13 protein-coding genes and 1 pseudogene are annotated in these 12,519 nt (G+C 42.0%); 12 read left to right on the top strand and 2 right to left on the bottom strand.

Going from position 1 to position 12,519, the window contains the following annotated elements:
* Window positions 1-8: 8 nt before the first annotated feature.
* Together NCCP133_RS15110 and NCCP133_RS15105 are read right to left on the bottom strand one after the other, a co-directional pair.
* On the bottom strand, window positions 9-605 hold the full coding sequence (locus NCCP133_RS15110) for a class D sortase (protein WP_442874276.1): 597 nt from the start codon (window positions 603-605) through the stop codon (window positions 9-11).
* Window positions 602-1,789, bottom strand: a complete 1,188-nt coding sequence (locus NCCP133_RS15105; RefSeq protein ID WP_264805892.1) for a processed acidic surface protein — start codon at window positions 1,787-1,789, stop codon at window positions 602-604. Before NCCP133_RS15105 ends, NCCP133_RS15110 begins: the two co-directional genes overlap by 4 nt.
* A 357-nt stretch (window positions 1,790-2,146) precedes the next feature.
* On the opposite strand from NCCP133_RS15105, the gene NCCP133_RS15100 reads away from it, so the two are divergent.
* The 12 genes and pseudogenes from NCCP133_RS15100 (at window position 2,147) to paaX (ending at window position 12,511) form a co-directional block, all read left to right on the top strand.
* Window positions 2,147-2,704 carry a hypothetical protein gene (locus NCCP133_RS15100; RefSeq protein WP_264805891.1) on the top strand — a complete coding sequence of 186 codons (558 nt, stop codon included), beginning with the start codon at window positions 2,147-2,149 and terminating at the stop codon, window positions 2,702-2,704.
* Between the two features lie 224 nt (window positions 2,705-2,928).
* Window positions 2,929-4,236 (top strand): phenylacetate--CoA ligase family protein, encoded by a 1,308-nt coding sequence (locus NCCP133_RS15095; RefSeq protein ID WP_264805890.1) that lies wholly within the window; start codon window positions 2,929-2,931, stop codon window positions 4,234-4,236.
* A gap of 35 nt (window positions 4,237-4,271) precedes the next feature.
* Window positions 4,272-5,231, top strand: coding sequence for a 1,2-phenylacetyl-CoA epoxidase subunit PaaA (gene paaA / locus NCCP133_RS15090; protein WP_264805889.1), 960 nt, complete (start codon window positions 4,272-4,274; stop codon window positions 5,229-5,231).
* A gap of 25 nt (window positions 5,232-5,256) precedes the next feature.
* On the top strand, window positions 5,257-5,607 hold the full coding sequence (gene paaB / locus NCCP133_RS15085) for a 1,2-phenylacetyl-CoA epoxidase subunit PaaB (protein WP_264805888.1): 351 nt from the start codon (window positions 5,257-5,259) through the stop codon (window positions 5,605-5,607).
* Window positions 5,600-6,415 carry a 1,2-phenylacetyl-CoA epoxidase subunit PaaC gene (gene paaC / locus NCCP133_RS15080; RefSeq protein WP_264805887.1) on the top strand — a complete coding sequence of 272 codons (816 nt, stop codon included), beginning with the start codon at window positions 5,600-5,602 and terminating at the stop codon, window positions 6,413-6,415. The genes paaB and paaC overlap by 8 nt, the downstream gene beginning before the upstream one ends.
* A 20-nt stretch (window positions 6,416-6,435) precedes the next feature.
* Window positions 6,436-6,933: a 1,2-phenylacetyl-CoA epoxidase subunit PaaD gene (gene paaD, locus NCCP133_RS15075; RefSeq protein ID WP_264805886.1), complete on the top strand. Its 498-nt coding sequence runs from the start codon at window positions 6,436-6,438 to the stop codon at window positions 6,931-6,933.
* Between the two features lie 304 nt (window positions 6,934-7,237).
* Window positions 7,238-7,546, top strand: coding sequence for an EthD family reductase (locus NCCP133_RS15070; protein ID WP_264805885.1), 309 nt, complete (start codon window positions 7,238-7,240; stop codon window positions 7,544-7,546).
* Window positions 7,539-8,318, top strand: a complete 780-nt coding sequence (locus tag NCCP133_RS15065; protein ID WP_264805884.1) for an enoyl-CoA hydratase-related protein — start codon at window positions 7,539-7,541, stop codon at window positions 8,316-8,318. Before NCCP133_RS15070 ends, NCCP133_RS15065 begins: the two co-directional genes overlap by 8 nt.
* Before the next feature lie 18 nt (window positions 8,319-8,336).
* Window positions 8,337-9,110: pseudogene (locus NCCP133_RS15060) on the top strand (enoyl-CoA hydratase-related protein).
* Between the two features lie 164 nt (window positions 9,111-9,274).
* On the top strand, window positions 9,275-10,141 hold the full coding sequence (locus tag NCCP133_RS15055; RefSeq protein ID WP_264805883.1) for a 3-hydroxyacyl-CoA dehydrogenase: 867 nt from the start codon (window positions 9,275-9,277) through the stop codon (window positions 10,139-10,141).
* The gene (locus NCCP133_RS15050; RefSeq protein ID WP_264805882.1) at window positions 10,138-11,343 is read left to right on the top strand and encodes a thiolase family protein; all 1,206 of its coding nucleotides are present in this window, start codon (window positions 10,138-10,140) and stop codon (window positions 11,341-11,343) included. The genes NCCP133_RS15055 and NCCP133_RS15050 overlap by 4 nt, the downstream gene beginning before the upstream one ends.
* 292 nt (window positions 11,344-11,635) lie before the next feature.
* Window positions 11,636-12,511 carry a phenylacetic acid degradation operon negative regulatory protein PaaX gene (paaX, locus tag NCCP133_RS15045; protein WP_264805881.1) on the top strand — a complete coding sequence of 292 codons (876 nt, stop codon included), beginning with the start codon at window positions 11,636-11,638 and terminating at the stop codon, window positions 12,509-12,511.
* Window positions 12,512-12,519: the final 8 nt, after the last annotated feature.

The raw sequence follows: 12,519 nt of genomic DNA, 5'->3' as shown, positions 1-12,519 counted from the left end.
TAGTAATTCTACTTTCTCACTAAATCAGCAACTAAAATATAACGCTGTGGTGCATCCCCAATAAAATCAAAAGGATAACAGGTAGTCACCGTGAGAGTTGCTCTAGGCTTAGGTACGATGACTGTTCGATCATCGGCTTCTACTATTCTTACTTTACGGATTTTATAGGTAAACTCACCAGCAGAAGTGGTTACCACAAGCAAGTCCCCTACTGCTACTTCGCCCAGCTTTCGGAATACGGTATCTCGATGGCCTGACAGGACAGAATTATCAGGCTCGCCAGGAAGAACGCTCCCTGCGAAATGGCCAACCCCTTTTTCCAGTTCATCTTCGTCAGTTCCATGGAAAATAGGAAGGCTTGCAGAAATTTTGGGTATGGAAAGTATCCCAATCTCTTCTCCGATAGCAGGAAGTTCCGGATACAAAGAAGCTGCCTCTGCTTTCATCCCTTTTGGTACAGGCTGCGTGTTATTCTGTTCGATCGGTTTTTGATCGGTAATTGCAGTCGTTTTATAGGCAGTGAAAAAGGGCTTGCTATAAAAAAAGATAAGCCATATTCCAACCATGATAACAGCAATTCCAAGAACCTTTAAAAGTCTGTTCACGCAGATTTCACTTTCCGTTTACGGATGATAAATGCGCCTAAAGCAATTAAGCTCATACCTGCTAAAATACCTTCTGCATAATTACCTGAGGTATTTGGCAGCTTGCCGCCTTTAACTGTTTTTATGCTCTTAGGAGCTGGCATTGCTTTAGCAGGCTCCTGTTTGTTAATAACAGTTTCCGCCTGATTCAGATCACTTACTGTGTCTTCAATCAATTCTGAACTGAACATATCAGCAGTAATAATCATATCAGCAAGGAATTCACCTTGAGTGCTATATAGCTCGATTAGCAGGTCATAGCCATTTGTTTCTTCCAAAATCATCATTTCTTCGGTAGTTAAGTGAATTTTTTCACCACTATTATTTACCAAGTAAAATTCTGCATCAAGCTGGAAGAGGTCCATCATTTCCTGCATGACGCTGATCAGTTCAGCGATTTCTTCCTCAGTCAAATCCTCAGCGCTCTCAAAATGGCCGAATGCCATTAAGCGGCTTTCAAGGCCCATCATTTTGTCAAGCAGTGGAGGGTCTTCAAAATCCAGACTCATAAAATGCATCATTAATGCTTCAAGTTCTTCATCAGTAAGGCCAATATCAGCAAGCATTTGTGTAAGCTCGTCTTCTCCAGGCATTTCTTCTGCACCTAGATAAATAGAAACCATGATATCAAGGTCTTCAATATAATCGTAGTTTTCCAAAGAATCCTCATTATCCTTTAGCAATGCATGCAGTTCTTCAAGAGTAAGCCCATATTCGTCCAGGAGCACTTTAAGCGTTTCATCGTTAATCTCCGTGCCTGTATATGTTAGGAATGAGGTTGTTATATTCAGTGCATCAATGTACTTAAAAACGTCACGAACATTTTCGTTCGCTTCCATTTCTCCATTTTCCACCAGAAGTGCTATTAATTCTTCCTCGTTAGCAAATCCATAGTCATCCAATAATTGCTGCAGGTTTTCTTCAGTAATCGGTTCACCAAGGAAAGCGATTAATTCCTCCGCTGTGTCAAAATCCTCTACGCTTACATCCCAAAAATATTCGAGGTGATCATTAAGCTCTGCTTCAGTCCAATTGACTTTTTCCAGGAATTCAGCCAAATCTTCTTCGGTTGGAGCTGCGTAGCTTGCAGCAGGGAACAAACCGATTAATAGAATAGCAGTTAATAATATGTGCAGTTTTTTCAAAGGTGATTCCTCCGTAATAGAAAATAAATTCTAGAATAATATAAGGGAAAAAATATTTTTCGGATAGAATTGTTATTTCATTATTTATCAGCTATAATAATAGGATTTTTTTTGAATGTTTAGCAGGGGTATAAAATGCTGATTTATCTAGGATTATAGCTGGAGTTTATAAACTTGTTTGCTCCTGGAATTATTAATTTTTCCTTAATTAACTAATTTTACCTTTATTTTTATAAAATAATTTTTATCTTCAATACCCCATAAGCTTGTTCATAAAGTTAAGACTTCCGTAAAAAATCCAATTTATAAACTTTAAATTTTTCCGTAAGGTATTGAACAAGGATGCAGCGTAAGAGATTGTCTGAAAAATTTTCATGGATTCCAATCCTGTTGTCTGGTGTCATGTTATTGGAACCTTATTATGCAATTTTGCGGAATATTGAGGTGCCTGTTTTGTTCACAAGTGAACTATATGTGCTGCCGCTCGTTTCTCTCATTATTTTTGCAAAGAAAATTCTCAAAGATCGATTTTGCAAAGTAACACATCGGCTGCAATGGGGTGTCCTCATTATTGTTTCAATGCTGCTGGTACAGGATGGGCTTGCAAGCAACACGGTATACGATGCGCTTATCGTTGGAACGCTATCACTAGCCTCAGTGCTTGCTGGAACTTTTTACCGGATTAAATCCTATTTCTTTGTAGGATCGGGCGTTTTATTATTGAACGTTATGCTGCAGACGAGGCCTTATGGGGGAAACCTCCCATGGTGGGCATACCTCTTATTAACGGGCTCTCTTCTTATTTCTATAGCCAGCTATAACGAGTGGCAAAAACAAAAGACATCAAAAGGTGAAGAGACTCTTCTTTCACAATGGAAAGATAGCATTGCCAGGAAATTAAAGGAGTGGCAATAAAATGAGAAGCCCGCAAATCCGCGGGCTTTTTTGCGAACAAATTTCCAATGGGTCATTTTATACACCATAGAAATTAAATTAGTAAATATTCAGAAAATAAGTTGACTTTTTACTATTTACAAGGTATCTTTGTGTTAAATATATGACACATATTAAATATAACGATATATAAACGTTATATAATTAATTATCTTAGTATGATAATTAGTGTGGGAGGTTTTGCTTTGATTCTGCATAATATTGAAACGGAAAGCCGCGGTTATATTGAAGAATTGCAGTTGGGCCGGCTCAAGCAGACAGTGAACAGTGTTTTTAACAAAGTCCCTTTTTATCGGAAAAAATTTTTGGAAAGTAATATTACACCTGAGGATATTAACAGCCTGGATGATATTCAAAAGCTGCCATTCACCGTTAAAGCAGATCTGCGTGAACATTACCCATTCGGGCTTTTTGCCGTGGAGAAAAAAGAAATCGTTCGCCTTCATGCTTCCTCTGGAACAAGCGGAAAGCCGACTGTTGTGGGATATACAAGGAAAGACATTCAAATGTGGAGCACTCTCATAGCCCGTGCGATCACGATTGGGGGAGGACTTCCGGGCCAAACATTGCATAATGCCTACGGGTATGGTCTTTTTACAGGTGGTTTGGGCCTTCACTATGGGAGCGAACAGCTCGGAATGGCCACGGTCCCTATTTCAGGCGGAAATACTGACCGGCAGATTATGCTGATCCAAGACTTTGAGCCAGAAGTCATTTGCGGAACTCCTTCCTATATCTTGAATCTTGCTGAAAAGATGGAAGAGCAAGGGATAGACCCAGCAAGTACATCTATAAAATATGGCATTTTCGGTGCTGAACCCTGGTCAGAAGAGATGAAGCATACCCTTGAAAGAAAACTTGGCATTAAAGCGTGTGATATTTATGGGCTGAGTGAAGTTCTGGGGCCAGGAGTAGCCATGGAATGTCATGAGGCACAGAATGGGCTGCACATTGCAGAAGATCATTTTTATGCCGAGGTGATTGATCCCATAAAAATGAAACCGCTTCCAAGTGGCGAGGAAGGCGAATTGGTATTTACAAGCTTAACAAAGGAAGCTTTCCCGGTTATTCGTTATCGTACAGGCGATATTGCATCACTATCAAAAGAAAAATGCGGCTGCGGCAGGACGACTATACGAATGAGCCATGTGAAAGGCCGGATAGATGACATGCTCAATATAAATGGGGTTAATGTTTTCCCCTCCGAAATTGAACGGTGCATTTTTAGGATTCAAGAGCTCGCACCTCATTATCAAATTCATGTCACTCAAAAAGGAAGTTTAAAAGCATTGGAGCTTCAATGTGAATGGAGCGACGGCTTTTATCGAAATATGGTTCAGCCCGAATTGGTAAAAAAGAAGATCCAGCAAATGCTAAAACATCATTGCTTTATCAGCATAGCACTAGAAATCCATCCGCCGAAGACCTTGCCAAGGTCGGAAGGCAAAGCTGTTCGGATCGTGAATCGCTTAAAGGAAAATGCAGTTACCTGAAGAGAAACAATTTTATTTCATTGGGGGTGAACTCTATGTCTGAAGCAACTTTATATCAAGAATGGACAGACGAACAAAAATATGCTCATTTTATGAAACGCATCGAAGTAGGCGAAAAAATAGAAGCGGATGACTGGATGCCGGAAGATTACAGGATGACATTGATTAAATTGATTAGCATGCATGGCATTAGTGAAATCATGGGGGCCCTGCCTGAAAAAGAGTGGGTTCCTAAAGCTCCTTCATTAAAAAGAAAGCTTGGCATTATGGCAAAGGTTCAGGATGAAATGGGGCATGGGCAGCTGCTGCTCCGTGTTGCAGAGGATTTGATGAAGCCGCTTGGCAGAACGCGGGAAGATATCATGCAGGATTTATTTAGCGGCAGACTTAAGTTTCATAATGTCTTCCATATGGAGGCACCAACATGGGGAGATGCAGGATTGATCGGCTGGCTGGTCGATGGTGCGGCAATCATCACCCAGACCAATATGCTGAATGCCTCTTACGGACCATATGCCCGGGCACTAAAAAGGATTTGTGCTGAAGAAGTCTTCCATGCCCAACATGGTGAAGCCATTATCATGGCCTTGGCTGAGGGTACCGAAAAGCAAAAAGTGATGGTCCAGGATGCGGTGAACCGCTGGTGGGAGGCTCTTTTAATGTTCTTCGGGCCAGGTGATGCTTCAACTACTGGCACTTCGAAACAGGATATAACCATAAAGTATAAAATCCGTACAAAGACCAACGAAGATCTAAGACAGGATTTCTTTACAAAGTATATTCCGCGTGTTCTTTCGCTTGGTCTTACACTCCCGGATGAAACGATGTATTTTGACCAGGAAAAAAATCTTTGGGTGTACAAACAGCCTGACTGGAACAAATTCAAGAATATTATCAAAAATAATGGACCAAAATCCAACGAGCGTCTCAGCCTGCGCCGCACTGCTTATGATACAAACAAGTGGGTGCGCGAAGCCCTCAATACAGCAAATTAATATGGATAAGTTGGGAGGGAACACTTTGGGAAGCGAAGGTTTTTATCAGGAATTCGAGGTTTTTAGCAAACGAACCGACACGTCTCCTCTTCAATATCAATTTTCATTGCTGGCACCAAACCGGGAACTTGCCCTTGTTATGGCGCAGGAGAATTTCATGAGGAGAGAGCCGGTGGCTGATATTTGGGTAGTCAAGCGTTCAGATATCAGAAAGATGTCATTAGATGAAAAACAATCACTTCAGCGCCTGGATAATAAAGACTACCGCACGACAAAAGGCTACGGGTATTTGAAGAAAAAATGGCGTCATTATGAACAGGAGATGCTTGATGAGAACGAAATCCTATCTTGGGGAGGGTTGAAAAAAAGTGAGTAAACCAGAAAGAAAGCTGATTGATGAAATAAACCCAGCGTTAACCTCTTTACTCTATCAGCTGGCTGATGATGATTTCATCCTTGCTTATCGCGGTTCGGAATGGCTTGGCCTTGCCCCGCATATTGAAGAAGATGTCGCCTTTTCATCAATCAGCCAGGACACAATGGGACATGCGGCGATGTTTTATCAGCTGCTTCAGGATTTCGGTGAAGGAGATGTAGATCATCTTGCACATGGCAGAAAATCTTCAGAACGGAAAAATGCGGTCCTTTTAGAAATGGTAAATGGTCCTGGGCACTATTTATCGACTGCACAATATGACTGGGCTTTTGCAGTAATAAGAAATTATTTTTACATTCAATCAAAGAAGATTCGAATGGATTCGCTTAAAAACTCATCTTATCAGCCGCTAGCCGAAGTGGCAGTAAAGGTCAATATGGAACTTTATTATCATCTTCTTCACTGGAAAACCTGGTTTGTGCAGCTGATGGAGGCAGGTGGCGAAGCAAGATCAAGAATGGAAGCTGCCGTAAAAAAGACACTAGCCGATTTCGGAGGAGTCCTCAGTTTGGGGCCGCTTGCAAAGGAAATGGGGGAACAAGGTCTAATTGAAGAGGAAGAAATATTAAAGCAGCGCTGGTTTTTGATGATGAAACCGATCTTCGAATCTGTAAATCTAACGGTTTCCGAAGCTGACTTTGCAATGAAGAATGGTAATGGGCGTAAAGGAGAGCATACAGCCGACCTTGATGCTGCATTGTCCACTTTAAGTGAAGTGTACAGCGCAGATCCGGCCGCAAGCTGGTAAGTTGTAAAAGGGTGATAGATATGGCGCAGGAGCAATTGTTGGCAGAAACAGCGTTGGCAGCACTTCAAAAGGTGAAAGACCCTGAAATTGATTCCATTTCAATTGTTGATTTGGGAATGGTTGAGATTTTGGAGGCTGAGGTAAGGGAGGTAACAGTTAAACTATTGCCTACCTTTATGGGCTGTCCAGCGCTAGATATAATACGAAAAAATGTAGAAGCAGAATTAAGAAAAGCTGGCGTTTTTGAAAGAATAGAAGTTCAATTTATCCATCATCCTCCATGGACTTCTGACCGGGTTACGGAGAAGGGCAGGAAGCAGCTGAAGGAATTCGGAATCGGCCCGCCTCCCAAACGGATCAGTGAGACAGGTGAATGGCATGTGGAGTGCCCGTTTTGCGGCTCGGCTTATACCACAATGGATAATCTTTTTGGGCCGACTGCATGCCGAAGCATTCTTTACTGCAAAGCATGCCGGAATCCATTTGAGGCAATGAAGCCAGTATCGACAATGATGTAGGTGATGATTTTCTGATGACACTATTCTGGGTGAATGACAGGCAGTTTCATTGGGCAAACGGTCAAACTGTGCTAAATGCCAGATAAATTTTAATAAATGCTAGATAAAACTGAAAACATGCTAGATAAATTTTAATAGGTGCTAGATTAATGGGGAACTATGTTAGATAAACAGGTAAATAGGCTAGATAAATCCTGGAGTTCCCAATATTTTATTTGAAATGGACCAAATAACATATGATTTCCTCTCCAGGAATATTAATAAATGAGTAATTCTACTACTATACCGAAAGGAAGTTGTCCAAATGGTAAAACTAATCGCGCTTTATAAGCATCCTGAAAATAAGGAGGCATTTGATGACCATTATTTTAATACGCACGCGCCGCTTACAGCCAAAATACCGGGTCTCCGTAAAATGGAGGTTACAAAAATTGTTGGCAGTCCTATGGGGGGCGAAGGGAAGTACTATTTAATGTGTGAAATGTATTATGACAGCCATGAAGCTTTGCAGTCAGCAATGAAAACTGATGAGGGAAAGGCTTCAGGGAAGGATGCCATGAAATTTGCCGGGGACTTAATCACCCTCATGATCGGTGAGGAAGTAGATGAGTAAAAACTATGAATTAATTGAAGTATCAAAGCAAGGGAAGCTAGGCTTAATTGCTTTAAACCGACCAAAGGTGCTGAATGCTATTAATCGGCCGATGGTTTCAGAAATCTTAGATGCGATGGAAAACTTTGAGGCAGACAGCAGCGTCAGGGCCATTGTGTTAAGCGGCAAGGGCAGAGCTTTTGCTGCCGGAGCAGATATAGATGAAATGGCAAATGATAACGCAATTGATTTTGAACTTCGTAACCAATTCAAGGATTGGGATCGCCTCGCTATGATTAAGAAGCCTATTATTGGTGCTGTTCAGGGCTTCGCACTAGGAGGCGGCTTCGAGCTGGCTTTATGCTGTGACATGCTTTACGCAGCTGATGACGCAGAGTTTGGGTTTCCCGAAGTGAACCTCGGGGTCATGCCTGGGGCTGGAGGAACACAGCGCCTGACGAAGCTTGTTGGGAAAACAAGGGCGATGGAATGGCTCTTTACTGGAAAAAGAATATCGGCACGTGAAGCGCTTCACTGCGGCATTGTTAATACCCTGATTGCAAAGGAGCTCTTATTGGAAGAAACGATTAAGGCTGCTGAGCTTATAGCAAATCAGGCTCCAGTTTCGATTAGGTTTATTAAAGAAGCTGTTCTTAAATCGGTGGATACTCCTTTAAATGAAGGAATGGAACTTGAACGCAAAAACTTCTATCTATTATTTTCTACTGAAGATCAAAAAGAGGGTATGAGGGCCTTTATTGAAAAGCGCAAGCCTGAATTTAAAGGGAAATAGAGGAGGTGTACATACCACATGTTCGAAACGGTGAAATATGAAGTGGCCAAGGGCGTAGCCTGGATTACACTAAACCGGCCAGATAAACTGAATGCTTTTACAGAGCAAGTAAATAAAGAGGTCCAGCTGTCCGTTAAACAGGCAAGCAGGGATAAAGAGGTACGCTGCTTAGTGATCACAGGTGAAGGACGCGCCTTTTGCTCAGGTCAGGATCTTCAAGGTGTTAACGAAGATATGGATCATGGCGAAGTACTACGCAAATTCTATAACCCGATGGTAATGGAGCTGCATAGGTGTGAAAAGCCGATCATTGCTGCAGTAAATGGTGTGGCAGCGGGAGCAGGAATGAGCCTTGCTTTGGCATGCGATTTCAGGATTCTTTCTGAAAAAGCGAGCTTTTTAGAGGCTTTTATCCATGTAGGACTGGTGCCGGATGCGGGGAACCTTTATTTTCTGCCAAAGCTTATAGGTCACGCGAAAGCGATGGAACTTGCCGTGCTCGGTGAAAAGATAACTGCTGAGGATGCGTAAGACCTGGGTCTGGCTACCATGGTTATTCCGATGGAGAATTGGCAAGATGAAGTTGCTTCTTTTGCTGAACGGCTGGCCAGCATGCCGACAGCTGCTATTGGCATCATAAAAAAGAACCTCAAGGCGAGCTGGGAATCCACTCTGGAGGAGAGCCTGGAAAGGGACGCACAAGGCCAGCGCATTGCAGGACTTACTCATGACCATAAAGAGGGCGTCAAGGCTTTTATGGAGAAACGCAAGCCTGTTTTTCAAGGGAAATAGATAAGCAATCATCACGAGCCGAGTCTGACTGGAAAGTGCAATCAAATATTCTGCCCGTTATATCTTTTTTGTGAGCATCTCACTGCGGATGCTCGTCTTTTTTAAGTGAAACCTTCAGCAGTAGGGATTTTGCTGCTTGTAAAAATCAAGAAGGAGGCTTTAATGTGAAGAATCTAGTTGTGGTTGGGTCTGGGGTAATGGGACGCGGAATTGCCTATATAAGCTCGGTCGGAGGGTTTCATACTACACTGGTCGATATCAGCCAGGAACAATTAATCCGTGCAGAAAAAGAGATTAATAGCATTTTTGAAAAAGGGGTTATAAGAAAAAAGTTAACGATTGCTGATTTAGAAGAATGCAAAAGCCGACTTCACTATTCAGTAAGTCTTGCTCAGCATGTGAAAGAAGCCGATCTTGTAATTGAGGCGGTTCCTGAAGTAATGGACATTAAAAAAAATATCTTTGAAGTAATCGATCAGCACGCTCCTGAATGCTGTTATTTTGCTACTAATACTTCTACAATGAGTCCGACGGAAATTGGCTCCTATACAAAACGGCCTGATAAAGTAATCGCCATGCATTTCTTTAATCCGGTACACAAAATGCCGCTTGTAGAAATCATAAAAGGACTCGAAACAAGTGAAGAAACAGCAGAAGCAATAAAAAAGGCTGCCCAGCAAATGGGAAAGGAAACAGTCATCATTAATGAGTTTCCGGGATTTGTAACGAGCCGGATCAGCGCGCTTGTCGGGAATGAAGCGTTCTACATGCTCCAGGAAGGTGTGGGCACTCCGGAAGAAATTGATAAAGCGATAAAGCTTGGATTGAATTATCCGATGGGACCATTTGAGCTTGGAGATCTAGTTGGTCTAGATACACGACTGAATAATTTAAAATATCTTCACAGCAAGCTTGGGGAGAAATACCGTCCTGCACCTCTACTTGAACAATATGTGAAGGCAGGAAGGCTAGGACGTAAATCTGGGAGAGGTGTATACGATTATTCTGCAAAAGAGGAAGTTGTACAATGAGAAAAGTGGTTATCGTTGATGCCGTCAGGACTCCAATTGGAAGATATAAAGGCGCTTTAAAGAACATACGTCCTGATGACCTGGGAGCAATAGTTATTAAGGCCCTGTTAGAACGAAATCCTCAAGTAAATCCAAGTGAAATAGAAGAGGTTGTACTAGGGAATGCCAATCAGGCTGGTGAGGATAATCGAAACGTGGCCAGAATGTCAGCTCTTCTGGCTGGGCTTCCAGTCGAAGTGGCAGCTGCAACTGTGAACCGGCTCTGTGGTTCGGGATTAGATGCTGTAAATTATGCTGCACGCGCCATTTTGGCAGGCGAAGGGGATATTTTTATAGCCGGCGGCACTGAAAGCATGACTCGGGCACCTTTTGTTATGGCCAAGCCAAACAGCGAGTTCCCAAGAGGGAATATAGAAATGTACGACACAACCATCGGCTGGCGCTTTACAAACAGCAAGCTGGAAGAGATGTATGGTGCTGACAGCATGCCGCAAACTGCAGAGAATGTGGCTGAAAAGTATGGTATTACTCGCGAAGAGCAGGACCGCTTTGCTTTTGAAAGCCAAATGCGAGCTAAGTCGGCTTTAGACAATGGTCTTTTTGATGATGAGATTATTCCTGTGGCTTACTTGGATAGAAAAGGAAATAAGATCATTGTAGATCGTGACGAACATCCCCGTCCGGAAACTTCATATGAAAAGCTTTCAGGATTAAAGCCTATTTTTAAGGGAGGGTCTGTTACAGCTGGAAATGCTTCAGGAGTAAACGATGGGGCAGCTGGATTGCTGCTGATGTCAGCGGAGAAAGCGAGAGAACTTGGGTTAAAGCCTCTGGGAAGCTATGTAGTTTCTGCCACGGCAGGGCTTGAACCATCAATTATGGGAATAGGCCCGGTATATTCCACAAGGAAGGCTTTAAAAAGGGCTGATCTTACAATAAAAGATATCGATTTAGTAGAATTAAATGAAGCTTTCGCTTCACAGTCCATTGCATGCATAAAAGAGCTCGAAGCGGATTCAGAACGGGTGAATATTAACGGCGGTGCAATTGCATTTGGTCATCCGCTTGGGGCGAGCGGTGCCCGGATCCTCACTTCTCTTCTTCATGAAATGAAGCGAAGAAATTCAAAGTATGGTCTTGCTACCATGTGTGTAGGCGTCGGCCAGGGGATTTCAACCATCGTTGAGCGTGATGATAGCTAACAAGCCAGAACCATAGAGATTGTGTCTCTATGGTTTTACTGCACTCTAACGGGCAGTAAGACCTCCAATCTAATAATCAGAGTTAAAGGAGAATAGATGGGAGTCAAAATGCCTGTAGGCCCGATTGGCAACTAACAATTAGGGCCCAATAATTAAAGTTTCACTTTATCTCTGACACAAAATATTTAGTATTACGAAAAAATATTTTTCAAATTCCCCCAATTTTAGTACAATTGTTATATAACGAATTAATTCCGTGCAACCCACTTAATGAAATGAGGATGAAAGCAAGTTGAATACGAGGTCAATGATTTTTACACTTTATGGAGATTATATTTCGCATTATGGGAGTAAAATTTGGATTGGCAGCCTTATTAAGCTATTGAGTGAATTTGGACATAATGACCAATCGGTCAGGGCAGCTATTTCCAGAATGAATAAGCAGGGGTGGGTCCAGTCGGAAAAGATTAGCAATAAAAGCTACTATTCTTTAACGCCAAGAGGTCAGAAAAGGATTGAGGAAGCAGCAAAACGTATTTTTAAATTGAAGCCTGAAGATTGGGATGGACAATGGCGGATCCTTATGTATACTATCCCTGAAGAAATCCGGAGTGTACGTGATGAATTGCGGAAAGAACTGGTTTGGAGCGGTTTTGGCTCCATGTCTAGCAGCTGCTGGATTTCTGCAAATAATCTTGAAAAACAAGTATTTGATCTGATAGATAAATACGATATTGCCAACTATGTCGATTTTTTTATTGCCAGATATGCAGGTCCGCATAAAAATTATGAAATCGTCGAAAAGAGCTGGAATCTTCAAGAAATAAATGATAGATATCAGGAGTTTATTTCGAAATACAGCCAGAAATATATAATAGATAAACATAAAATACAAAAAGGAAATATGAGTGAAGCAGAATGTTTTGTCGAAAGAACGAAGCTTGTTCATGAATACCGGAAATTTCTTTTTGTTGATCCGGGGCTTCCTGAGGAGCTTCTTCCTGATAAGTGGCTCGGCAGTCACGCCGCTGCTTTGTTTAGTGATTATTACAAAGAGCTGGCAGAACCTGCATCAAAATTTTTCGAGAGTGTGTTTAAGGAAGGGAATGAACTGAAAAAACGGGATGCCGATTATGACGTTCTTAACCATCCATACATGGTAGAGTAATAAAAAGC

It is taken from the genome of Cytobacillus sp. NCCP-133 (assembly GCF_026011715.1).
GTDB lineage: Bacteria > Bacillota > Bacilli > Bacillales > Cytobacillaceae > Cytobacillus.
The sequence above is the reverse complement of the archived record's forward strand: the minus strand, read 5'-3'. Positions and strand labels throughout refer to the sequence as shown.